This is a genomic window from Galbibacter marinus (assembly GCF_000300875.1).
GTDB classification, from domain to species: Bacteria; Bacteroidota; Bacteroidia; order Flavobacteriales; family Flavobacteriaceae; genus Galbibacter; species Galbibacter marinus.
The window spans coordinates 363,298-386,571 of sequence record NZ_AMSG01000002.1; the positions used below are offsets into that span (position 1 = coordinate 363,298).

At 36.7% G+C, this 23,274-nt stretch carries 23 protein-coding genes; 6 read left to right on the top strand and 17 right to left on the bottom strand.

The window, feature by feature from the left end; genetic code table 11:
- Positions 1-17: 17 nt before the first annotated feature.
- The 3 genes from I215_RS03310 to I215_RS03320 all read left to right on the top strand — a co-directional run bounded on the left by I215_RS03310 (position 18) and on the right by I215_RS03320 (position 4,737).
- Complete coding sequence (locus I215_RS03310; protein WP_008990536.1) at positions 18-989, top strand: glycoside hydrolase family 43 protein; 972 nt, start codon at positions 18-20, stop codon at positions 987-989.
- 59 nt (positions 990-1,048) lie between these two features.
- Positions 1,049-2,752: a glycoside hydrolase family 43 protein gene (locus I215_RS03315; protein ID WP_008990537.1), complete on the top strand. Its 1,704-nt coding sequence runs from the start codon at positions 1,049-1,051 to the stop codon at positions 2,750-2,752.
- A gap of 62 nt (positions 2,753-2,814) precedes the next feature.
- Positions 2,815-4,737: an alpha/beta hydrolase-fold protein gene (locus tag I215_RS03320; protein ID WP_008990538.1), complete on the top strand. Its 1,923-nt coding sequence runs from the start codon at positions 2,815-2,817 to the stop codon at positions 4,735-4,737.
- A 22-nt stretch (positions 4,738-4,759) separates the two neighbouring features.
- Here I215_RS03320 and I215_RS03325 read toward each other — a convergent pair whose 3' ends face one another.
- The 11 genes from I215_RS03325 to I215_RS03370 all read right to left on the bottom strand — a co-directional run bounded on the left by I215_RS03325 (position 4,760) and on the right by I215_RS03370 (position 14,555).
- Positions 4,760-6,409, bottom strand: a complete 1,650-nt coding sequence (locus I215_RS03325) for an ABC1 kinase family protein (RefSeq protein WP_008990539.1) — start codon at positions 6,407-6,409, stop codon at positions 4,760-4,762.
- Between the two features lie 76 nt (positions 6,410-6,485).
- Entirely contained in the window at positions 6,486-6,698 is a 213-nt protein-coding gene (locus I215_RS03330) for a dodecin family protein (protein WP_040459794.1), read from the bottom strand.
- Positions 6,699-6,842: 144 nt separating this feature from the next.
- Positions 6,843-7,127, bottom strand: coding sequence for a hypothetical protein (locus tag I215_RS03335; RefSeq protein ID WP_008990541.1), 285 nt, complete (start codon positions 7,125-7,127; stop codon positions 6,843-6,845).
- Between the two features lie 307 nt (positions 7,128-7,434).
- Positions 7,435-7,599 (bottom strand): SemiSWEET family transporter, encoded by a 165-nt coding sequence (locus tag I215_RS15820; RefSeq protein ID WP_237738917.1) that lies wholly within the window; start codon positions 7,597-7,599, stop codon positions 7,435-7,437.
- Positions 7,600-7,763: 164 nt separating this feature from the next.
- Complete coding sequence (locus I215_RS03340) at positions 7,764-8,084, bottom strand: hypothetical protein (protein WP_008990542.1); 321 nt, start codon at positions 8,082-8,084, stop codon at positions 7,764-7,766.
- A 3-nt stretch (positions 8,085-8,087) separates the two neighbouring features.
- A complete protein-coding gene (locus I215_RS03345; protein WP_008990543.1) occupies positions 8,088-8,606 on the bottom strand; it encodes a QcrA and Rieske domain-containing protein in 519 nt (172 codons plus the stop codon).
- A gap of 13 nt (positions 8,607-8,619) precedes the next feature.
- Positions 8,620-9,189, bottom strand: a complete 570-nt coding sequence (locus I215_RS03350; RefSeq protein WP_008990544.1) for a 4Fe-4S dicluster domain-containing protein — start codon at positions 9,187-9,189, stop codon at positions 8,620-8,622.
- 54 nt (positions 9,190-9,243) lie between these two features.
- Complete coding sequence (locus tag I215_RS03355) at positions 9,244-11,463, bottom strand: molybdopterin oxidoreductase family protein (RefSeq protein ID WP_008990545.1); 2,220 nt, start codon at positions 11,461-11,463, stop codon at positions 9,244-9,246.
- 23 nt (positions 11,464-11,486) lie between these two features.
- A complete protein-coding gene (locus I215_RS03360) occupies positions 11,487-12,542 on the bottom strand; it encodes a hypothetical protein (protein WP_008990546.1) in 1,056 nt (351 codons plus the stop codon).
- 253 nt (positions 12,543-12,795) lie between these two features.
- Positions 12,796-13,872: a tellurite resistance/C4-dicarboxylate transporter family protein gene (locus I215_RS03365; protein WP_008990547.1), complete on the bottom strand. Its 1,077-nt coding sequence runs from the start codon at positions 13,870-13,872 to the stop codon at positions 12,796-12,798.
- Between the two features lie 215 nt (positions 13,873-14,087).
- Positions 14,088-14,555, bottom strand: a complete 468-nt coding sequence (locus tag I215_RS03370) for a hemerythrin domain-containing protein (RefSeq protein WP_008990548.1) — start codon at positions 14,553-14,555, stop codon at positions 14,088-14,090.
- A 386-nt stretch (positions 14,556-14,941) separates the two neighbouring features.
- Between I215_RS03370 and I215_RS16460 the strand changes: the two genes are divergently transcribed.
- From I215_RS16460 to I215_RS03380, 3 genes are all read left to right on the top strand, one after another.
- Positions 14,942-15,307, top strand: a complete 366-nt coding sequence (locus I215_RS16460; protein ID WP_040459752.1) for an AAA family ATPase — start codon at positions 14,942-14,944, stop codon at positions 15,305-15,307.
- Positions 15,307-15,459: a DUF4143 domain-containing protein gene (locus tag I215_RS16465; RefSeq protein WP_237738920.1), complete on the top strand. Its 153-nt coding sequence runs from the start codon at positions 15,307-15,309 to the stop codon at positions 15,457-15,459. The genes I215_RS16460 and I215_RS16465 overlap by 1 nt, the downstream gene beginning before the upstream one ends.
- 492 nt (positions 15,460-15,951) lie before the next feature.
- Positions 15,952-16,875 (top strand): mechanosensitive ion channel family protein, encoded by a 924-nt coding sequence (locus I215_RS03380; RefSeq protein WP_040459753.1) that lies wholly within the window; start codon positions 15,952-15,954, stop codon positions 16,873-16,875.
- 173 nt (positions 16,876-17,048) lie between these two features.
- On the opposite strand, the gene I215_RS03385 is transcribed toward I215_RS03380, so the two are convergent.
- The 6 genes from I215_RS03385 to I215_RS03410 form a co-directional block, all read right to left on the bottom strand.
- Entirely contained in the window at positions 17,049-17,264 is a 216-nt protein-coding gene (locus I215_RS03385; RefSeq protein WP_008990550.1) for a hypothetical protein, read from the bottom strand.
- A gap of 121 nt (positions 17,265-17,385) precedes the next feature.
- Entirely contained in the window at positions 17,386-17,712 is a 327-nt protein-coding gene (locus I215_RS03390) for a 2Fe-2S iron-sulfur cluster-binding protein (RefSeq protein ID WP_008990551.1), read from the bottom strand.
- A gap of 190 nt (positions 17,713-17,902) precedes the next feature.
- Positions 17,903-19,603 (bottom strand): assimilatory sulfite reductase (NADPH) hemoprotein subunit, encoded by a 1,701-nt coding sequence (gene cysI / locus I215_RS03395; RefSeq protein ID WP_008990552.1) that lies wholly within the window; start codon positions 19,601-19,603, stop codon positions 17,903-17,905.
- 42 nt (positions 19,604-19,645) lie between these two features.
- The gene (locus I215_RS03400) at positions 19,646-21,466 is read right to left on the bottom strand and encodes an assimilatory sulfite reductase (NADPH) flavoprotein subunit (protein WP_008990553.1); all 1,821 of its coding nucleotides are present in this window, start codon (positions 21,464-21,466) and stop codon (positions 19,646-19,648) included.
- Between the two features lie 19 nt (positions 21,467-21,485).
- Positions 21,486-22,121: a peroxiredoxin gene (locus tag I215_RS03405; RefSeq protein WP_008990554.1), complete on the bottom strand. Its 636-nt coding sequence runs from the start codon at positions 22,119-22,121 to the stop codon at positions 21,486-21,488.
- A 219-nt stretch (positions 22,122-22,340) separates the two neighbouring features.
- A complete protein-coding gene (locus I215_RS03410; RefSeq protein WP_008990555.1) occupies positions 22,341-23,234 on the bottom strand; it encodes a LysR family transcriptional regulator in 894 nt (297 codons plus the stop codon).
- Between the last annotated feature and the right edge of the window lie 40 nt (positions 23,235-23,274).

The window sequence follows — 23,274 nt, forward strand, 5'->3', positions numbered from 1 at the left end:
CTAAATATTAGAGAACTATGACTTTTAAAATCAACCTTTTTGGGATTGTATTAATTGCGGTAGCAATGGTACCCCAATTATCAATTTCACAAAATCCCATTATTACCGATGTTTTTACTGCGGATCCAGCACCATTGGTATACAACGACACTTTGTACCTCTATACGAGCCATGATACGGCTTCTGTTGCCTCAACTAATTATGAGATGAAGGATTGGTTGGTTTTTTCAACGACAGATATGAAAAAGTGGACAAATCACGGTCCTAAATTATCACCCAAGACCTTTTCTTGGGCTACAGGTGATGCTTATGCGGCGCAATGTGTGGAAAGAGATGGCAAATTTTATTTTTATGTATCTACCTTTCATAAGGATAGTGAGGTAAGCAAAGGTGGTGCCGCTATAGGGGTAGCTGTTGCTGATAGTCCACTAGGCCCATTTAAGGATGCCATTGGTAAAGCATTAATTGTAAATGAAATGACCACGGATAACCCTCATGGATGGGATGATATCGATCCTACTGTATTTGTGGATGACAACGGACAAGCTTATATGTACTGGGGGAATGGTAGTTGTAAATGGGTGAAACTAAAAGATAATATGACTGAGGTTGATGGAGAAATTAACTATTTGAATCCTGAGAATTTTATAGAAGGGCCTTGGTTATACAAACGAAATGATCTGTATTATTTGGTCTATGCTAGTAAAGGAGAAAGCCGTGAGGCCATTGATTATTGTACCTCTGACAGTCCAGAAGGGCCATGGGAGTATCAAGGTGTACTCTCAGATAGTGCTCCAAATAGTTTTACGATACATCCTGGAATAATTAATTATAAAGGAAAAGATTACTTCTTTTACCACAATGGAGTCTTACCAACAGGAGGGAGTTATCGCCGATCCATTGCAGCTGATTACATGTACTATAATGAAGATGGTACCATTAAGAAAGTGGTTCAAACCGATCAAGGGGTGGATGCCATTGCGAACTAATTAGTGATAATACTAAAGTAACTAACATAACAATTATTATAAACAACGCTTTTTTAAACATGAAACAAAACACACTCATTACAGCATTACTGGTCTTATTCGTCTTTGCCAGTGGGATAGCTCAAAAAAATGCACCGGTATTCTCTAAAGTAGTTTACAGTGGAAACGACGAGATTTATAACCAAAATCCTTTAGAGGAAGACGAATTTTACAATCCAATTTTACAAGGAACATACCCCGATCCATCTATTGCGAGAAAAGGGGATGATTATTATTTAGTTGCATCTTCATTTTCGATGTTCCCTGGGGTTCCTATTTTTCACTCTAAAGATTTAGTGAATTGGAAACAAATCGGTCATGTTTTGGATAGAAAATCCCAACTTAAAGTACATGACTCTGGGATAAGTATGGGGATTTATGCTCCAGATATTCGCTACAACCAATATAATGATACCTTTTATATGATAACTACCCAGTTTGCAGGTGATATGGGGAATATTGTAGTTAAAACAAAGGATCCTCACAAAGGATGGAGCGATCCTTATAAATTAAATTTTGATGGTATTGATCCAGCTATTTTCTTTGATGATGACGGAAAAGCCTATGTGGTTCACAATGATGCACCCAATAAAGGGGAGGAATTGTATCAGGGACATCGCGTTATTAAAATTTGGGAGTATGATCTAGAGAAAGATCAGGTGATCGCAGGAACGGACAAGATTATAGTTGATGGTGGAGTCGATCTTTCTAAAAAACCAATATGGATAGAGGCTCCACATATCTACAAAAGAAATGGAATTTACTATTTAATGTGTGCAGAAGGAGGTACAGGTGATTGGCACAGTGAGGTTATCTTTTCAAGTGATAACCCTATGGGACCTTATATTCCAGCAGATGGGAACCCAATACTTACTCAACGCCATTTCGCTAAAGACAGAAAAAACAAAGTGGATTGGGCTGGACATGCTGACCTTATTCTTGGTCCTGATGACAAATACTACGGTGTATTTTTAGCCATCCGTCCCAACGATAAGGACAGAGTAAATACAGGAAGAGAAACCTTTATACTGCCGGTGGATTGGAGTGGTGAATTTCCAGTTTTTGTAAATGGGTTACTTCCATTGGAGCCGAAACTTAAAATGCCCCAAGGTGTAGTAAACAAAACAGGTCAGGATGGATTCTTTCCAAATGGTAATTTCACTTATACTGAGGATTTCTCTGGTGAGTCGTTGGATTTCCGTTGGATTGGTTTAAGAGGGCCACGTGAGGATTTTATCAAACAAACCAAAAAAGGAGTTCAGATTAAGCCTTTTGATGTTAATATAAAAGAAGTAAAACCTACTTCAACACTATTTTATCGCCAACAACACAAAACTTTTTCCTTTACAGCTACCATGGATTATAAACCAAAATCTGAAACTGATCTAGCTGGAATCACTGCTTTGCAAAATGAAGGGTATAACTTTGTTTTCGGTATTACTAAGCACGATAAAAAATACCACTTAGTATTAAAGAAGACGGAAAAAGGGAACACTCAAATTCTAGCCTCTAAAGAAATTGAGCTTGATGGAAAAGTACAACTTAAGGTTGAAGCTAAACACGATGATTACACATTTAGTTATGCAGAAAATGGAGGTGAGTTCCAAAAAGTGGGTGAAACAGTTTCTGGAGCCATATTATCAACCAATGTAGCTGGAGGTTTCACAGGAACTTTATTAGGCTTATATGCAACTCACACCAATGATGTATTATTGGGTCAATAATTAGGCCTTAACTATCATAGCATTAACCAACTAAAACACACCAACTTTATAAACACTCACCAATGAATAATCTTCAACGTATTGCTTCATTGCTTTTGTATGTAACTCTTGGCTTTAGCATTCAAGCTCAAGATAAAGTGTTACAAGCTCCACAAGGTTTTGATGTAGAACAGGCTGAAATACCTAAAGGAAAAATTGAAACCATTCATTACGACTCCAAGACAGTTGGAAATACTCGAACAGCCTTGATTTATACTCCTCCTGGTTTTAGTCAGGAAAAAAAGTATCCTGTAATGTATTTATTACATGGGATTGGCGGAGATGAAAAAGAATGGCTCAATGGAGCAAATCCTCAAGTTATTTTAGACAATCTTTATGTAGAGGGTAAATTACAGCCAATGCTCGTTGTGATGCCTAACGGTAGAGCGATGAAGGATGACCGCCCTGTAGGGAATATATTTTCCTCGGATAAGATTGAAGCCTTTAGCCGATTTGAAGATGATTTGTTAAAGGATCTAATTCCTTTTGTTGAAAAAAACTATCCTGTTTTAAGTGATCGTAAAAACCGAGCTATAGCAGGATTGTCTATGGGTGGTGGTCAGTCACTTAATTTTGGTTTAGGGAATTTGGATTCTTTTGCGTGGGTAGGTGCGTTCTCAGCGGCGCCCAATACCAAGGCTCCAAAGGAGTTGCTCCCGAATCCAGAGAAGGCAAAAGAAGAATTAGAATTGCTGTTTATCTCTTGTGGAGATAATGATAATTTGCTAAATGTTAGTGAGCGAACTCATCAATACTTATTTAACAATGCAGTGCCTCATATTTATTATTTAGAACCTGGTGTCCATGATTTTAAGGTATGGAAAAATGGACTCTATATGTTTAGTCAATTTCTTTTTAAGCCAGTTGATCAATCCAGCTTTTCCAAATACACCCTGCTTGGAACTCCAGCAAGTACAAATGTACGTAATGCTGAGTATCCACAGATTCTACCTGATCATCGTGTTAAATTTCGTTTAGAAGCCCCTGATGCGCAAAATGTTCAAATTGATCTTGGGAAAAAATATGACATGAAAAAAAACGCTGATGGCATATGGACTGTTACGACTGATTCCATTGGTGAAGGTATACATTATTATTCTTTGGTTATCGATGGTGTTGCCGTTGCAGATCCTGCAAGTGAAACCTTCTACGGAATGGGAAGAATGGCCAGTGGGATTGAAATACCCAGTCGAAATGGCGAGTTTTATGCCCTTAAAGACGTGCCTCATGGGGATACGAGAATTAAGCACTACTTCTCTAAGGTAACCTTTGACTGGAGAAGCATGTATGTGTATACTCCACCGGGTTATGATATTGATACGCAAAAATCCTATCCTGTTTTATACCTATTACATGGGGGTGGAGAGGATCAGCGTGGATGGTCTACTCAAGGTCGTGCAAACTTTATTTTGGACAACCTTATAGATAACAATAAAGCGGAGCCTATGATTATAGTCATGATGGATGGTAATTTTGGTGGTATGGATTCCTTTAATACTTCCTTAGAACGTTTTGAGAAAGAACTAATGCAATCGGTGATTCCATTTGTTGAACAAAACTTCAGAGTAAAAGCCAATGCAGATAATCGTGCTTTAGCAGGCCTTTCTATGGGCGGCTTACAAACCTTATATGCGGGAGTTCGAAACACAGATAAGTTCAGTTATCTAGGCGTATTTAGCTCTGGGTGGTTTACCAGTAATACAGACCTTAGTGGACCAGAATATGCCTTTATGCAGGAGAAGGCCGATCAGATTAATGAAAACTTAAAAGCATTTTGGATTGCTATGGGCGGGAAGGAAGATATTGCGTATAACAATAACATAGCTATGATGAAAAAGTATGATCAGATGGGAATTAAGTACCAATATTCAGAATACCCAGGAGGACATACTTGGCCAGTTTGGCGTCATAATCTTTATTCATTTGCCCCCTTATTATTTAAGTGATATTTGCTTGGGAACTACTATTTTAGTTTTCGTCCTTGAATATAATTATGAATGAGAGGATGATTCCTCCTATAGCCGAGAGTAGAAAAAATATAATTGCAAGTCCTGGATATCCAAATATGGTAAATTTGGACGGGACTTGCATTAATATAGATGCTCCTAAAATCATGGAGGCTAAAATGAGACCTAAAGTAATCCTATTTGCCACTTTTTGAAATCCATCTGTAATTCGTTTTTCATCAATTGCATCTATGGTTACCTTAAAGTCATTTTTAGCAAAATGTTTAAAAACTTCATTCATTCTCTTTGGAAGAAATCGCAGTAATCGCTTGCCTTCAATAAAAAATGAAATTAACTTTTCAGCCTTAAAATCATCTTTAATATTGTCTTTTAAAATTTTGATTAGATTTCTTTCGATACCGTTATAGTAGTCGTATTGAGGATCTAAATGGGCTATAATTTGCTCCAAATTCAACAACACTTTTCCAAGAATATTTATCTCAGGAGGTAGCTTCATATGGTGCTCTGCAGCAATACGATTAAGCTGAATCAGTAGCTTACCCAAACCTAATTCTTCTTTTGATGTGTTGTGGTAGTTTACAATCAGGTGAATGATGTCTTTTTTGAATTGACCAATCTCGGTATCTTTGTTTAAAGTGCTTATTGAGATTAGGATCTCAGCAGCATCAAGCGCTTCTCTATTTGTAAGGGCTAGAAGTAGTTGGATTAAATACTCCTGCATACTTTTTGAAATGTTCGCCACCATACCCAAATCAATCAGTGCTATTTGGCGATTAAAAGTATAGTGTACATTGCCAGGGTGAGGATCGGCATGTACAAATCCATCCTTTAGGATTTGCTGTAAGTATGCGCTCACAAGCTCATGGGCAAGTTCTTTGGAATCTGGGCGCATGGCATATACAGGAACAGAGGTGATTTTTTTTCCGTCAATAAATTGCATAGTTAGCACCCGTTTGGACGAAAAGTCTAAGTAGGGGAGCGGTACTGTTATATTTTCATAATTAATCAGATTTTGATGTAACGTAATCAGGTTGTTGGCTTCTATATGGTAGTTAAGTTCCTTAAATAAAACCTGTTGTAATTCTTGAAGAATATCTTTAAAAGCATATTTTCTTGTAATCTCGGAATGTTTTACCGCAAAGTCTATGATGTTTTCAAGTGTTTTAATGTCTTCTATGAACTGCTCTTCAATACCTGGTCGTTGTACCTTTATTGCCACAACTTCACCTGAATAGAGTACTGCTTTGTGGACTTGCCCTATAGATGCACTTGCTAGTGGCTGTTCATCAATGGCTTTGAAAATCGTATAAGGATCAGCTTTTAATTCCTGTTCAATGATTTCTTTGATACCTTCGAATTCAATTGATTCTACATTGTCTTGGAGATCGGCTAAGGCTCTAAGATAGGATTTAGGAAGCAAATCAGGTCTTGTCGATAAAAGTTGCCCTAGTTTTACATACGTAGACCCCATGTTCTTTAGATCAAGTACCAATTCCTCTGGAGACTGATCAAAACTTTGCTTTGCTGTTGGGCCATCCTCTTTATCTAATGCTTGTGATGTTGCGTATTCAAGTAAAGAGCTATTCCAATACTTAAGCATAAAACGCATCAGTCGCATATAGGGCTGGAGGTTTTCAGGTAGAACTTTCATCTTTCGTGTTATTAAATTAATAATAAAGTGAAAAGGGGAGCAAGGCTCCCTTCTCACTTTAAATGAAGTAGAAAACTTATTTCGATTTCCCTTCTACATCGAAGGAGATTTTAGCGTTTACGCCATAGGATACAATATTGTTGTTTTCAACCTTGGCATTTAGTTCTTTAATATAAATCGATTTAATGTTTTGAATGCTTTTTGAAGCCTCTTTAAGGGCATTATTTGTAGCGTCATCAAAACTTTTATCTGAACTTGCAATGACTTCAATCACTTTAATAATTTTCATAATTTTCTGATTTATTGAGTTATACATGTTTTAAAAACAAATCATCAGTAGTGGGTGTAAGGGAGGTTAAAGTTTATTTGGCTAGTATCCATTTATTTGCAGAAGTATCTTGATAATAGTTGGATCTCTTTTAAGAAAAAGAACTTACTTTTTCTGGATAAACTTAAAGAAACGACTCTGATCTCCATCTTTGTCAGCTTCTTGGAATAGGAATTCCAGTTTATTTTTTTCAAATATTTTGAAAAAATTATCCCAAGATATTGTGCTAAGGTCAGTGTTTTTAGTGTCCTTAAACTTGATTTTTAGCAATCTATGCGCCGAGGGTTTTTTGTCCTTAGTCTCTAGAATTGCCGGTTTACCACCTCTTTTCTCTATCCACCTAATTATTTTAGTTTGGTCTGTAGTTGCCAGTGCGTGTATTTTTTCCATTTTGAGTTGAATTTTAATAGTTACTTGTGCTATTTCCCATTCTCTGGGATGTCAAATTCTAATCTTCGCTCATGCGAATTGCATTGGGTAAATCGTATTGTTGTACCAAAATAAGAAGTGTTATTGCCGTTTCTGGATGCGATCAACAAAATCGTTAACTCCAAAAATTAAATCGAATACCTAAATATGATGGGTTTATCTAAAAACAACCTCGTGTAGTGGAAGGACTGTTTGCAGCACAAAGACAATTAAAAACGCACTTAAAAGATTTTAGAATATTGAATTAAAAAAGGAAAGGATAGTGAAATTACTTCTTAGTGGTGTAGTATAAAAAGAGCATAATTCCATTTAAGGTAAAGGAAACACCATTGGTTAGAATAATAGGGATGTCTGAAATCAAAAGACCGTAAAAGACCCATAGACCTAAACCAATAATTAATATGGAAAGAAATATCGGAGATATATCGTCCACCTATTGTGTTCTTACAGCTTTTACTATTTGGGGAATTATGGCTACAGTGGTTAATACCCCAGCCAACCCTCCAATAACACTAACCATAGTTTAAGGAAGTTTTATAAGTTCAAACACAATCCTTTTCTAATCTACTGAGTTAAAAGGCGGTGAATGGTTCAAGACTACTTTAGGCTTTCATCACGATAGGATCCACTGGATTTAGGATCCTTATCGTTTTTTATAACTCGTTTATTAGTAAATTTTTTCTTTAGGGGTTCGGGTAAATACCTAAGCACCGCAAAAGAGGCTATAGCCATCAGTAAGGATCCCATAAATGTTGTGGTAGCAAAAAATAAATTACCTTCCAAGGCGTTGTTGAGCGCTCCAAATAAAAACCAAATTTGCATACTTATAAACAGGATTTGCAATACGATTATTCCTGTCATAATGGTATTGGTTTTTTTTGGGTGTGCCTCATTTTGTGCTCCTCTAAAATCACTCATTACTTATACATTTTGATCTTTTACATATTCTCTTACATAAACTTTACCTTCCTTAACCACTACTTCAAGTTGTGGTAGTGCTCGAGGAGGTGGTCCTTGTAATACCTCACCAGTATCGGCGCTAAACCATCCGTTATGACATGGACACTCTATCTTATTTACATCTTTATCATAACGTACGGCACAGGTTAGGTGTGTACATTTCTGTTCAAAGGCGCGCCACTGATCTTCTTCCAAATGAATCAGAATATAAGGAATGGTCTTAGATCCTTCAATCTCAAATTGGAACATTTCGCCAACGGCTACCTCATCGGCATTAACAATAAAATGTTCACCCTCTAAGGGTTTCTCTGGAAAAGCCATGGCTCTTACCACGATAAAACCATTACTTAGGGCAAATGCACCTGATAATATTCCGAGGAATTTGGCAAATTCCCTACGGCTGACATGTGTAACACGTCTTGTTTCAATGGGAAAATCACTTTTCCAATTGGGCTCTTTTTCAGAATTTTCTTGTGCCATACTTCTGTGTAAATTAAGGGATGAGTAATTGATCAGTGCCTTTGGGCATCATAATATTAACTTTGGTGTTTACTTCCTGTTTTCCAAATAAGAATGAATTAACAGGGACGCTATCTGGTCGCATTCTGGCAATCTCCTCTTTAGTGCCAAAGAAGAGCGCTTGACTAGGACAAACTGTGGCACACATTGGTTTTTTACCAACACTTGTTCTGTCGTAACACATATTGCATTTCATCATAAGTTCTGCTTCTTCCATTTTCTTTGGAACTCCAAATGGACATGCTAAAACACAATTCGAGCAACCTATACACCTTGAAGTGTTCGCTGAATGTACCACGCCAAATTCATCTTGGTGGATCGCATCAGCAGGACATACATTGGCACAAGTTGGATCCTCACAGTGCATACATACCTGAACAGTTGTTTGCGTGCTTTTCGACCTGTCTACATAGTTCACATGAATCATACTTTCTTGGCCATTCGTTTCGCATTCAGCGCAGGCCATTTCACAGGCATGACAACCTATACATCGTTGCATGTCCACGAAAAAAGCCATTTCCTGATCGTAATTTGTTTCCGGCATAATTGTATTTTTTATAGATTAAAATTCATTAATTTTTGTTTCTGTTTATGGGCTTTAGAGCCCACTCTGATATGCTTCAGCCCTTCTTTCTTGAGATGCCTTCTTACCAGTTTTTTCCAGTTGACAAGCACAAACCTTGAACTCTGGGATTTTAGAGACAGGATCTAAATTGTCAATAGTTAATTGATTGGCTGAAAATTTCCCACCCCAGTGATAAGGTATAAAGACAGTATCTTCTCGGATGGTCTCTACAACTTGTGCTGGGAATTCAGCTTCGCCACGTCTGGTTTTTACTTTGATTAAATCACGGTTTTCTATACCGTATTGGAAAGCCAATTTAGGATGTATTTCCAATAGAGGCTCTGGATACTGATCGACTAGTTTACCAATTCTCCTTGTAGAAGAACCACTTAAGTATTGTGATACCACACGTCCTGTTGTTAAAACCACTGGATAATCCTTATTAGGCATCTCAGAGGCGGGACGGTATTTCACAGGATTAAAATGTGCTTTTCCGTCTGGTGTTTCGAATTTCATATCCTCCCATAATCTAGGAGTTCCTGGATGGTCCAAAGTTTTACATGGCCAAAATACACCGTAATTATCTACAATTTTTTGGTATGTAATACCATAGTAATCTGCGGTTCCTCCTTTAGAGGCTACTCTAAGTTCGTTGAAAATATCTTCACTGGTTGGGAAGCTAAACTTATCGCCTTCTCCAAGTCTATCTGCCAACTCCATAATTATTTCACCATCTCTTCTCGCTTTACCAGGAGGGGTTACTGCTTCGTTTATTTTAACTACTCTACCCTCAGCGGTGGTTACCGTTCCTTCTTCCTCCTCATGTAAGGAGCCCGCTAATACTATATCTGAGTATCTTGCTGTTTCACTTAAAAAAGTATCGATACAGACATAGAATTCAAGTTTCTCAAGCGCTTCACGAACAAAATTGTTGTTGGGTAGGGAAATTAGTGGATTGAAACAGATGGAAATCATGCCTTTTATTTCTCCGCGATGGATGGCCTCAATTTGTTCGTATGCTGATAACCCTTTGCCAGGCATGTCCTTTTCATCGATTCCCCAAACTTCTGAGATATACTTTCGGTGTTCGGGATTTGTGATGTCTCTATTTCCGGGAAGTTGATCACACTTATGACCGTGTTCTCTACCTCCTTGACCATTTCCTTGTCCTGTAATAGTACCATATCCACAATATGGTCTACCTATGCGACCAGAAGCCAATACGATGTTTATACAACTTATGACATTATCGACACCTTTTGTATGGTGTTCTATACCACGAGCGTGGAGTAAGAAGCTTGTTTTGGCTTTTCCCCACATCTGGGCGGCTTGATATATTTTTTCTTTAGGAATTCCTGTATGTTCTTCAGCCCAATCAAGGTCATAATCCTTCACCGCCTCTATAGTTTCTTGGAATCCCGTGGTGTGATTGTTTATAAAATCATGGTCTAACCAATCATTATCTACCATGATCTTTAAAATAGCTCCAAAAAGAGCTGAATCCCCACCTGGTCTTACTGGCAAATGTAAATCTGCAGTTCGAGCTAAAGGAATCATTCGTGGATCGACCACAATTAATTTTGCTCCATTGTCTCTAGCTTGCCATATGTAATGGGTTAGTGTTGGAAAAGTTTCACTGACATTTGCACCCGCAATAAGGATTACTTCTGCATGTTTTAGATCTGCCCAACTGTTAGAGGATCTATCGAGTCCAAAGGCCTTTTTGTTGCCACCACCTGCGCTAACCATACAAAGTCGACCGTTGTAATCCAAGTTGGCTGTCTTTAGTGCAACTCGAGCAAATTTACCGATCATATAACTTTTTTCATTGGTCAGTGATACTCCAGATAGCATCGCAAAGGAATCTTTCCCGTAAGTATCCTGAATGCGTTTTATTTCACTTACCGTTTTACTCATAGCCTCCTCCCAACTGGTTGGTACAAAGCCTTTTCCTTCAACGCGTTTTATAGGGCTCAAAATACGATCTGGGTGGTTGTTCTGCATATAACGCATTACACCTTTTGGGCATAAGCGTCCCTCGTTATAAGGAAAATCCTCCCATGGTTCAAAACCAGCGATTTTATTATCCTTTACTTTTAGTTTGATACCACATTGCAAACCACAATAGCAACAGTGTGTTTTTACTAGCTTATCAGGTTCGTTACTACCGTGAAACCCTGACTGCGGTGCGTAGGCCTTGTGTGGTCCGAAGTCCTCAATAAGTTTATCTACGTGAACGGGAAGTTTTGCCATTATTTTTTCTTTATCTAAATTTTTTAACCGAACAATTTTCCTGCTTCTTTTCTTGCATTTAAGTGTGCATTTGCTAAGGCAGATCTTTTTCCTTCTGGGCTCAAATCCATGTGATTTGTGCCATCTTCTTTATCGTAATTGAACCCTAGTGTTTTTGAGACTTTTTTCAAATCATCGATATGAGTTTGGGTTGCAAAATCTTCCTTAGTATGGGGGCAGGTTGCCATTCCTCTTCGTTTTCCTTCTGCTTTATAGAGTGTTGCCCCGAGTTGCGCTAGTCGCTGAAATATGTGGAAAAATTTTCCAAATGGAAGCCATACCAAAAAAAGTATAACAGTGATTGCGTGTGTTACTGCCATGAATTGATAGGTCTTACCTTCTAAAAAAGTATAATCATATGAAATACCTAACCCGGTGACCGAAATCGCAATGAGTAGGAATAAAGGAAGCCAATCATTCTCAAAGCTCTGGGTAGCTATTAACCCTCCATCAGTGAAACGTCGTTTCATCATAATTACAGCCCCTATAGTGACAAGCACTGAACTCCATACTAAACCATGGAAAGCAATAAAAGCTAACGGAGATCCTAATTGAAAGGATCCTGCTTCAAAACCAAAGAGCATGGCGTAATAGGTGGTATCATCCCCAGGTTTAAGGATAAAATGAATCCATCCAAATGTTAGTGGAATGGTAATGGCAAAGGCCAACATACAACCAGTGGCCAATAAAAAGTGCCCAAACCATCTTCTTCTGCTTCTAAAAGCAATAAACCTTTGAAAGAAAATGTTTCTAACAAAAAGCTTTATAGATCGCCACAGATAAGGGAAAAAGTATCTACTAAAGAGAAACTGCATGCTACGACGCCAATATAACCTAGTAGGTGGGCGCTGTAACCAGACTGAGTATCTGTAGGCAATTCCAAAAACGGCGAATACAGTTCCTATAAGGTAAGCTATAAGTGCTGGATCAAAGTTCTGTAGGTTTCTAGAACCCATAAGAACAAAGATAACTGTAAGTACCGCTGCTACAATAGCTTTGATTAGAGCGCGGCGATTTAAAGTCTTAATTAATCTGTACATAATGGATTTTATGCATTTAACTTATTGGAAAATATATGGATATCCTAAATTTAGTGAATTAAACACTTCATAAAAAAAAATAGCTTGATAATTCAATATAATTTAAACTTGATCTAAACAAGGTATCAATAACTCATCAAAGTATAATCCATGAGTTTCTATATTGGTTGATCTTCAAAGTTGCAATAAAACAAATACCCAAAAAATGACATTCAACATATAGTGGAAACTAAAAAATTGAGATGGGAATCGTCTATTTCTCCAAAGGAGTTGAAGGGGTCTCCTTTTTAGACACAAAAGTGGTGTATAAATTGTGTATAAAACCTGTCATTACGGCTAGCCATGCAAATATAGCCACGTATATAAAGTATTCTGGAATATGTCGAAGAAAAGGAATTTCTAAAGCTTCACTTAATCTAAAAGTACTCACCGCATACATTCCCAAGGGGAATACCATTCCCCAATAACTAGCGTCATAACCTTTGGCCGTTGTAGGAACAGGAACCTTTTTAATGATATGCCTCCACATTCCAAGGACGACCAATAAAGGTATCCACCATGTTCCAGCAGCCCAGAAAAACAATGTAAAGCCCTTAATAAATGGAAGTATATCTGTTATGAAGTTAAAATTTTGAGTGTGCAAAATTAGCATAGACCCAGCTAAGGTAGTAATTGCAGTGGCTCCCATATTTATCCAATATGGCGCTCCCAGTTCTTGGGCGTTTAATGAGAAAAAGGAGATGCGATAAATGATAAGGGACATGATGTACAAATAAAAGATACACCCTAATAAAAATAGAATTAGCGCCAAGAAAAGTAAAAAATAATCGGGTTGATCATCACCCTCAGTTAAGAAGCTAATTAAACTTGATAAGGCTTGGATTGCGACTATAATGACAAGCCATGTACCATTAATTCCCTCATTAAGTGGTTTTTTATTTTTGGTAACTGTGATGTTAAAAAAAAACCCGTAACCTATAAATATCCAGGCGATACCCGCCACAATTAACAGTATCCTAGCAGTAGATATATCTCCATTTAATAATATGAATTGATTACCAACAATGCATAAGGCAGCTACAATGGTGAAGAAACCAGGTCCTTTAATATAACTTCTAAAATCATTATAGACATCTTTGGTATAGCGTATGCAACGGTAAGTAAATATTCCTAGCAAGCCCGAAATGAATATGAGGTTTATATAAAATAAGGCAAATGATAAAGAAACAGAACCTGTTAAATGTAGGGCAATCGAAATGATACCAGTAGCCATAACTATTGCGAAATAGGCGGGGAGTAGGGTCTTAATTTTCTGCTGAAGTATATCCATGTTGAGCACTTTTCTTATCAAATATACATTATTTTCAATCTCGAAAGACCATAGTTTTACGCGAATTTGTTTTAATATCAAATGTGTAGTTCCCTGTTTTCTATGGGGGATTAAAAAGCTAAAGAACTAGCTAATTAGCTACATTAAGAATGATAAAAATCACTTTTTTGATGGATTTATTTAATTCTCATAAATTAGAATGTCCTATAGTACTATTACGATTCCTCATTCCAAAATTGATCCTTCCAATTATCATCATTATATGGGATTCTTATAAAATGTTGTTGTAGCTCCTGCAGCATACTAGGTGTTGCCACTTGATTAATTCTATGATAGAGTGTTCTCTCTTCAAATCTTATTAAAGTGGCTAGTTCTTCCTCTAGAAGGTTCAACACTTTAATGTCTTCACAACTACAGGTCAGTAACCTAATAATACGACGATGGTATGCTAAGGCTCTTTTTACTCTAACATTGTTTCCTAGGATTGGAAATATATACTTCTTTTCTAATTCAAAATGCGGCTCAAGATATTGAGCTCTAAACCATTCCACATAGTTTCTTATGCGCTGGGTTTTAATATTATGATGTAAACCTTTGCGAATTCTAGAACATAGTGTAAGTACTAAGTCGTGCTCACCTTTAAGCTGTTCAATAGTTGTAATAGTATTTAGTTCTTTTTTCATGTTTAGCCCTTTTAAAGATGTAGTGAAATTGAGTAAACTAGAAAGACAAAGCTCGGCTATTAAGGATTGGAAATTTATGAGGTAGATCATAGTTGGTTAATTTCCCTATTCAAAAGGGATTTCAACTAGGATATAACAAGTAGAGTTTATAAGTGAAAGGGTGGTTTAATCTTGATTTAATGCTACTTTTGTTATACAAACAATCCAAACTAATTAGTAGGATTTATTACAATTGCTCGAATTGACCATGTGCTTTCTGCAGTCATTTTGATTGGAGTTTTAAAACAATTCTCTACTGCTCAACATCTATTTTAGATACATCGAAGTCATTTTTAGGGAATACAATCCCCAAAAAATATAATATTTGGGGAATACAATCCCTGAATATGATTAAGAGAGACTTAGAAGAGAAAATTATAAGGCGTTTTGGAACAGGCAAGGCAATTCTTTTGATTGGACCAAGACAGGTTGGAAAAACTACTCTTTTCAATAAGCTATTGGAAGGAAAAGAATATCTTTTTTTAAATGGCGATGATCCAACGGTTAGAAAACTACTTTCGAATGCTAACTTAGAACAACTTAAAAATATAATCGGATCTCACAATACTGTGTTTATAGACGAAGCCCAGCGTATTGATAACATTGGTCTAACTCTCAAGTTGATTACGGATCAGTTAAAGAACGTTCAGTTAATGGTAAGTGGCTCATCCGCACTAGACAAGACAAAGGGAATTTATGGGAAAATTTTCTAATAGCTGAACGTTTAAAATATAGGGGGTATAATAGCTCCTTGGCCAAGGGGTATTTTTGGAGAACTGTACAACAGCAGGAAATTGATTATGTTGAGGAAGAAGCCGGAATAATTAAAGGTTTTGAGATAATTGGAACTCTAAAAGCAAAATAAAAGTACCCATGACTTTTACGGAAACCTATAATGGTGAGGTTAATGCTATTAACGCAGAGAATTTTAGAGATTTTTTAAAATAGAAATAGCGTGGCAGTAACATGATTAGTCAATAATTCTGTTTGAGTTAGAACTGAATTATCCTTACTTATCTTTTCAAAAGTCTAATTAACTACATAAAAATGACAATAGCCATCTACCTACAAATAGTAATTTGGAGATATGGTTCTGGTATCTCCAAAGCGTATTTGTACAGAGGCTGATTTAAAGAATTGACTAAGAAGCATATTAACCAATATTGTCATCATCAACAAACCAACCAATGTTACTGACTACCAAACCTAGGTTATGAATTGAAAAAGGACTTTATTTCTTTTAAAAGAGCAGGAAATTCAGATACTTCACTTAAATTATCAAGCTTTAGTTTTTAAAAGTTGGCCGTATTATCAAAAGATGTATTAATTTAAAGCAAAAATTTAGTATTTCGTTACAATGAGAGATTTGAATAATAAGCAATGGATATTGATCTATATAATAATGTCGGTGCTGTTTATGGCCATTCATTATTCTCTAGATTTAAAACTATTTGACAATTGGCGGGAGTATATCCCCTTTTTCAAAAAGCTTAGCATGAGTTTGTTCTTAATCGCTATAATCTTTTTGATAAGCAAAATCGTTGAAAGAGTCATTAACTCACAAACTCAAACCGAAGGTGATCGCTACAATTTATTACGCATTATCCGATTTTTGGCGCTTATTTCGAGCCTCATTGTGGTGGCTTCTTTTATGTTTCAAAATCTTTACGCAGCTGCCGTTAGTTTTGGTTTAATTTCCTTAGTACTTGGTTTTGCGCTACAAGCTCCAATAGCGTCTTTTATTGCTTGGGTTTACTTAGTTTTTCGGAGAACCTATTTAGTAGGTGATCGCATACAGATAAAGAAGTTTCGTGGGGATGTAATTGAAATTGGATACTTAGATACTTCCATTTTGGAATGTAGCGGTGATTACCTTGAGAACGATCGCAAAAGCGGAAGAATTGTTAGGTTTCCAAATAGTCTTGTTCTCAAAGAAGAGGTGATTAATTATTCTGGACCTGAAATCCCATTTATCTGGAATGAAACGCCACTTCAAGTTGCCTATACAAGTGATCTGCAGTTTGTAGAGGATTGCTTACTAGAGTCTTGTATTGGAGATTTTATGGAGCGTTATCCTCATATGAGTGAATCTGCAATGCAAAGATGGAAGCCCTACGTTTATTTTAGAATAAATAAGTTTGCTTGGATGGAAGCGGTGATTTCTTATCCAGTAGAACCTGTAGATACTACAGGTCGTAGGAACCGTATTCTACGCAGGGCATTACCACTTTTAAACGCCGCTCCACAGAAGGTTAAATTCCCTGAAGGAAATCTTAGATAAAAGGCTTAGAAAGAAAAAATTCGAGTAAAATACCAGTTTTTGGTACTTTACTCGAATTTTTGCTATAGTTTAATTATGTGAAATTTTTAAAGGGTATACAAAAAGTTACTTGTCAATAACCTGCCTGGGCCGAATTCAAAGAGTAAAGAGTTCTTAAATTCAAACCACGCTACTTATGCATATCCAGGAAGATCGATTTTTTCCATTTTTCCATTTTTCAACTTTCCTAGAACTATAACTTTCTTGTTCTTCTCATATTCTTTAATAGCATGAACCAATTGTTGCTTAGTAGCTCTATGAATTTTAATTCCGTTTTTCTGATTTTTATTACAAATTTCTATATAATAACCGTCCCTCAATTTTGTGGGTCTTGTTGCTGGCCTTCCCATAATTTCCTACTGATTTTTTGATTTTTATATTTGGATTCGATAAACATAACCAAATGAATCAATATAACCGAATTTAAATGGCTGATAATTGCCGTTTTAAGGATATTTTAACCCTACAACGTTATAATGCTTCCTCGATTTTAAAGACAATGCCATTTAGATTTGAATTTAATGGTATTTGACAGGCTAAACGGCTATTCTCTGTTGCGCTATCGATTACAGAAAGTGTGTGTTTTTCATCAGAATCCATTTCTTCAGGAATTTGACCTTCAAGTATTTGGATATGACAAGTTCCACACCACGCTCTACCTTTACAATCTCCCCATTGCTGTAAATATTTATCGAAGAGAAGCTCCATGAGATTATGGTACTCATTGGTTTTAAATTCTGCATGGCATTCTTCTCCCAATTCATTAAAGTAGGTAAGATGGTATATTTCTTTGGACATAGCCTGTTTCAAATTAATATGTAAAACGCTACCTTATTTATCTATAGAATTTATTTTAAATAGTGGCGATAAAACAAGGGTATAATTTAATTAAAGCTCATCAATCTTCCTAATTAATTTCCTTCAGCTTTTTACGTACAAATATATTCGGGGCTATATTCGCCCAACATGGTAATCCTACTGCTTCTCTTTATGCTAAAACGTGTATAGGTCGATCTGTTTCTTTTACAATTCCCTTACGTATTACAAAGTCTCCAAAACTTTCATCCTGCTCTTTTTCTTTGGCGTAAGATGCAATCATTGGCGTTAATTCGGTAATAATTTCTTCCTCAGATAACATTTCTTTATAAAGGGTATTGAGTCGGTCCCCGTTGTGGCTAGCACCTAATAGAAGGTTATACCGGCCAATAGCACGTCCTACAAAACCTATTTCTCCTAGAGATGATCTAGCACAATTATTTGGACATCCAGTCATTCTAATATTAATCGCATCTTGATCAAGACCATTGTCTCTCATTATTACATCTAGTTTATCAATCAAAGAAGGTAAGTATCGCTCTGATTCGGCAAAAGCAAGACCGCAGGTCCCTAAAGCAACGCACGCCATGGAGTTTTTGCGGAGCCCTGTTAGTTTACGATGGCTAGTAATGCCATTGTCTTTTAAAATAGCCTCTATTTTTTCTTTGTCTTTCTCTTGAACATTTCCGATAATAAGGTTTTGATTCCCAGTTAATCGAAAATCGCCTGTGTGGATTTCCGCGATCTCTTGTAATGCATTTTTCAATGTGTGACCTTGTTCATTTTTCACTCTCCCGTGTTCAACAAATAAGGTATAAAACCATTTATCGTTAATTCCCTTAAGCCATCCATAGCTGTCTCCATTGGAAACAAATTTATAATCCTCTGGGCTTTCTAGTTCCCAACCAAGGCGAGCATGTAGTTCACTTACAAACCATTCCAAACCTCTATCGTCAATGGTGTGTTTTAGCCTTGACAATTTACGATCAGATCTGTTTCCGTAATCTCTTTGAATAGATATTACGGTCTCTGCTACTTCAATTACTTTGTCCTTGGTGGTAAAACCAATCACATCAGCTAGCCTTGGATAGGTACTTTTATTTCCGATTGTACTGCCAAGACCTCCGCCTACACATATATTAAATCCTTTGACTTTTCCATTTTCCTCAATCGCTATTAGACCAAGATCATTGGCAAAAACATCAATATCATTTTTAGGAGGAATAGCAAGACCTATTTTAAACTTACGCGGCAAATAGGTGTGATGATATAATGGCTCAACATCTGGTGTACCAGCTACTTTTTTCTTGTTAAGCCATATTTCGTGATATGCGGTTGTTTTTGGAAGGAAGTGGTTACTGATCTCCCCTGCAAAATCATATACCTCACCGTGAATAGGGGATTGATATGGATTTGGGTTACACATCACATTTCTATTGACATCTCCACAGGTGGCAAGGGTGGATAACAAAACCTCATTCACTTTTTGAATAACTGGTTTTAAACCTCTTTTAAGTATCCCGTGAAATTGGAATGACTGTCTAGTGGTTAATTTCAACGTACCGTTACCATACTGATCTGAGAGCTCATTTAGCGCAAGCCACTGCTTTGGAGTAGTAATACCTCCTGCAGCCCTTACACGCACCATGAACTGATACAATGGCTCGAGCTTTTTCTGTTTCCTTTCACTTTCCTGATCCCTGTCATGTTGTTGGTACGAACCGTGATATTTTATAAGCTTTACATCATCAGGATGCAAGGCACCAGTAAGAGGATTTTTTAAACTATCTTTTATGGTCCCTCTTAGGTAATCACTTTTGTTTTTTATATGTTCGTCCTGAGATAAGTTCTCCTGAGCAAATTGTTTATCCATTTCTATATTTTTTGGATGTCAGATTCTATTCTATGTTTAACTTTAATAGATATCTGTCTGATATCGATTTGACAATTGAAGGTTTTTAATATACGCCTCTGTCTTCTCAAGTGAAAGACCACCTTGTTGTTGAATGATCTCCTTTAAAGCAGAGTCTACGTCTTTAGCCATCCTCGAGGCATCTCCACAGACGTAAAAGTGAGCTCCTTTCTCTAACCATTCGTACAGCTCTTTTCCATTTTCAATCATTCTATCTTGTACATACTGTTTGTTTGCTTGATCTCTAGAGAATGCAACATCAGCTTTTGTCAATACACCTTCATTGAGGTATTGTTGCCACTCGGTTTGGTAAAGGAAATCTGTGGTGAAATTTCGATCTCCAAAGAATAACCAGGAAGGATTCTTTTTCTGGGAAACTTCAATTTGCTGCATAAAGGCTCTAAATGGTGCAACTCCAGTTCCTGGACCAACCATAATGATAGGGGATTCAGGATCACTTGGGAGTTTAAAGCGCGTATTTTTATCCACAAAAACTTTCACCTTGTCATCTACCTCTAATCTATCGGCTAGGGTAGTAGAACAGTGTCCTTCTTTGTCTCTACCTAAAGCATTATACCGCACTACGGACACCAAAAGGTGCACTTCGTTTTCTACAGCCTCTTGTGAGGAGGCAATGGAATACATTCTAGCGGTATTTTTTCTTAAAGTGGAGATAAACTCTTCTGCTGATAATTCGTATGGAGTTTCATTTATCAAATCTAAGATATCTCTTCCAAGAAGATATTCTTGAATGTCGCTACCATTTAGGATGTCCTTTAACTTAGAACTATCCGTTAATTCAGCATATTTTTGTAAAGTTGATTTGGTTAATGGTGTTAATTCGTAATCATAAGTAAGTGCGTCATGTAAGGTCTTTTCACCATCATGGGTGGTTACTAATTGATCCCCAGATAATTTAGTTGCCTCTAAAACGGCTTGAGTTAATTTGGGTGAATTACTACCGTATACACCTAGAGCGTCGCCAGGTTCATAAGTTATTCCTGAATCCTCTAGATCCAGCTCAATGTGGATGGTTTCCTTGGAGGATCCCTTACCATTTAAGTTGATTTTTTCTAAAATGGTGGCCTCGAAGAGATTCTTTTTAGAATATACTGTTTTTGAACCTACAGGTGTGCCATTGGCTTGAACCTTTTCAGTTAAGGAAGCTTGATTTGAATTTTGAGTTAGGCTATCTAAAAAAGCTTCTTGCCAAGTCTCTGCAGGATCCTCATAATCTACGTCACAGTCTTGACGATCGAGAATTCTTTTAGCTCCTAATTTCTCTAGTACAGCATCAAAATCTTTCCCAGTTTGGCAAAAGTCCGCATAGCTACTATCACCCAGTGCTAATACAGAGAAATTAATATGAGAAAGATTTGGTGCTTTTTTTCCATGAAGATATTTATAGAGATCTTCCGCCTGTACTGGAGGCTCACCTAAACCATGAGTACTTACAATTATTGCGAGATTTTCAATCTTTTTTAGGTCTCGGGTTTTAAAGGAAGCCATGTCAGAAACACTTACTTCGATACCCAATTGTTTTGCCTTTTCGGCTAAGTCAGCTGATAGGGCTTCACTATGACCTGTATGGCTACCAAATAAGATGGTTATATTTTGTGGTTTACTCTCAAGTTTGGCTGCAACTGAAACGACTTCTTGACTGGTAGTAGTTGCAGGGCCAAATGAAGTTGTTTGAGTAATTCCACTAATATAACCGCTTAACCAATGAAGCTGATCAGCATCAAGTTCAGATAGTACATTGCTAAGTCTTTCAGCTTGACTATCATTGAACGGTCCTCTTCCTAATCCCTTATGTAATTCCATGGCTTACTGTGTTGTTTATTTATTTGTTCGGCTGTGGTGTATATCTTAAATATGAATTTACAACACGATGTCCTTTTGGGAATTTAGCCTCTACATCCTCTTGTTTTACTGCAGGAGAGATGATAACATCTTGACCTACTTCCCAATCTACAGGAGTAGCAACACTGTGTCCAGCTGTAAGCTGTAGTGAGTCAAGAACTCTTAATATTTCTGAAAAATTTCTTCCTGTAGAGGCAGGGTAAGTAATGATGGCTCCAATTTTTTTATCTGGACTGATGAAATACACAGAACGAACTGTGGCTGTTGTAGAGAAATTTGGGTGGATCATGTTATAAAGAGTCGATACCTTTTTATCGGTATCAGCAATAATTGGAAATTCCACCTGTGTATTTTGTGTGTCATTGATATCATTGATCCATCCATTATGGGATTCAACTGAATCAGTACTGACAGCCAATACTTTTGTGTTTCTTGCTGCAAATTCATCTTTTAATTGAGCAGTACGTCCAAGTTCGGTTGTACATACTGGTGTAAAGTCCGCTGGGTGTGAATAAATGATTCCCCATTGATCTCCTAACCATTGATGAAAATCGATTTCACCTAATGTAGTTTGGGCTGTAAAGTTCGGTGCATCGTCTGCAATTCGTAAACTCATCTTAGTAATTTTTTTGATTAAACAATGTAAACAGTTGACCTGTTCCTTTTTATTTGTCAAAGGTAGGTAGTGAAATAATGGATCGCCAATAGCTATTTTTAATATAGAATAACCTAAAGTTATAGCCTAGGATAAAAACAAGGGTTTTTATAAAATTTAAAAGTGTTGGTAATTAGACTTATAGGTTGTTTTTTTAAGAATCACATAACCCGTGTATAATTATAACTTATGATTTCGAGTTAGAAATTGAATCAAAAGTTCAGGTAATCCACCTAATGGACCTAATGGTGTTATGAAATAGAAATCTCTTAGAAATTGAAGTTCTTTAATTTCAATTATTTTGAGGGTGTTATTCTTTAACTCGTCAAAGATGGCGTGAATGGAGATAAAAGCCATACAGTCCGAATGTTGTAGATATGATTTAATGGCCTCTGTGCTTCCAAGTTGCATTTCTACTTGTAGGTCGGAGAGACGGATTCCTTTTTGTTTAAGAGTGTCCGCAATAACCTCTAGGGTCCCTGAACCGGGCTCTCTTAGGAGTAAATTAATATGTTTCAACTCTTCTGGACTTATCTCATCATTTTTAGCCAAGTGATTTTTACTACTACATACCAGTACAATCTCATCTTTTAAAAATGGGGTGTAATGGATTTCGCGTCTTTTGGATTTGCTTTCGAGAATTCCTAGTTCAATGTCTTTATTTAGAAGTGCTTGTTCTATTTGTTCTGAATTTCCGTTGAGCAATTCCACTTTAACCTCTTGATGTGTACTGTGAAACTGGGCAAGTAAAGGTGGTAGAATATACTGAGTGATCGAAGTACTTGAACCAACATGCAATGTCCCTTTTTGGGTTTGATTAAATTGGTTCATTTCAAATTCAATTCGACGATAAATCTCTTGTAAATGCTCTGTATGTTTAAGTAATGTTTTTCCTGCTGGGGATAATAAAATCTTGTTTCCTTTCCGGGTAAACAAAGGAAGATTGAACTGGTCTTCCAATTCTTTTATATGTTTGGTTACTGCAGGTTGGGAGATAAACAATTCTTCCGCAGCCTTAGTGAAACTAAGCCTTTTGGCCACCGTATAAAAAACTTGTAAGCGAAAATTGAACATATACAATACTACGAATATTTTTAGAACCAGATGTTAATTA

Coding starts and splice junctions, on each gene's coding strand:
- I215_RS03310 (WP_008990536.1), top strand. CDS start 18: ATGACTTTTAAAATCAACCTTTTTGGGATTGTATTAATTGCGGTAGCA.
- I215_RS03315 (WP_008990537.1), top strand. CDS start 1,049: ATGAAACAAAACACACTCATTACAGCATTACTGGTCTTATTCGTCTTT.
- I215_RS03320 (WP_008990538.1), top strand. CDS start 2,815: ATGAATAATCTTCAACGTATTGCTTCATTGCTTTTGTATGTAACTCTT.
- I215_RS03325 (WP_008990539.1), bottom strand. CDS start 6,409: ATGAAAGTTCTACCTGAAAACCTCCAGCCCTATATGCGACTGATGCGT.
- I215_RS03330 (WP_040459794.1), bottom strand. CDS start 6,698: ATGAAAATTATTAAAGTGATTGAAGTCATTGCAAGTTCAGATAAAAGT.
- I215_RS03335 (WP_008990541.1), bottom strand. CDS start 7,127: ATGGAAAAAATACACGCACTGGCAACTACAGACCAAACTAAAATAATT.
- I215_RS03340 (WP_008990542.1), bottom strand. CDS start 8,084: ATGAGTGATTTTAGAGGAGCACAAAATGAGGCACACCCAAAAAAAACC.
- I215_RS03345 (WP_008990543.1), bottom strand. CDS start 8,606: ATGGCACAAGAAAATTCTGAAAAAGAGCCCAATTGGAAAAGTGATTTT.
- I215_RS03350 (WP_008990544.1), bottom strand. CDS start 9,189: ATGCCGGAAACAAATTACGATCAGGAAATGGCTTTTTTCGTGGACATG.
- I215_RS03355 (WP_008990545.1), bottom strand. CDS start 11,463: ATGGCAAAACTTCCCGTTCACGTAGATAAACTTATTGAGGACTTCGGA.
- I215_RS03360 (WP_008990546.1), bottom strand. CDS start 12,542: ATGTACAGATTAATTAAGACTTTAAATCGCCGCGCTCTAATCAAAGCT.
- I215_RS03365 (WP_008990547.1), bottom strand. CDS start 13,872: ATGGATATACTTCAGCAGAAAATTAAGACCCTACTCCCCGCCTATTTC.
- I215_RS03370 (WP_008990548.1), bottom strand. CDS start 14,555: ATGAAAAAAGAACTAAATACTATTACAACTATTGAACAGCTTAAAGGT.
- I215_RS16460 (WP_040459752.1), top strand. CDS start 14,942: ATGATTAAGAGAGACTTAGAAGAGAAAATTATAAGGCGTTTTGGAACA.
- I215_RS03380 (WP_040459753.1), top strand. CDS start 15,952: ATGAGAGATTTGAATAATAAGCAATGGATATTGATCTATATAATAATG.
- I215_RS03385 (WP_008990550.1), bottom strand. CDS start 17,264: ATGGGAAGGCCAGCAACAAGACCCACAAAATTGAGGGACGGTTATTAT.
- I215_RS03390 (WP_008990551.1), bottom strand. CDS start 17,712: ATGTCCAAAGAAATATACCATCTTACCTACTTTAATGAATTGGGAGAA.
- cysI (WP_008990552.1), bottom strand. CDS start 19,603: ATGGATAAACAATTTGCTCAGGAGAACTTATCTCAGGACGAACATATA.
- I215_RS03400 (WP_008990553.1), bottom strand. CDS start 21,466: ATGGAATTACATAAGGGATTAGGAAGAGGACCGTTCAATGATAGTCAA.
- I215_RS03405 (WP_008990554.1), bottom strand. CDS start 22,121: ATGAGTTTACGAATTGCAGACGATGCACCGAACTTTACAGCCCAAACT.
- I215_RS03410 (WP_008990555.1), bottom strand. CDS start 23,234: ATGTTCAATTTTCGCTTACAAGTTTTTTATACGGTGGCCAAAAGGCTT.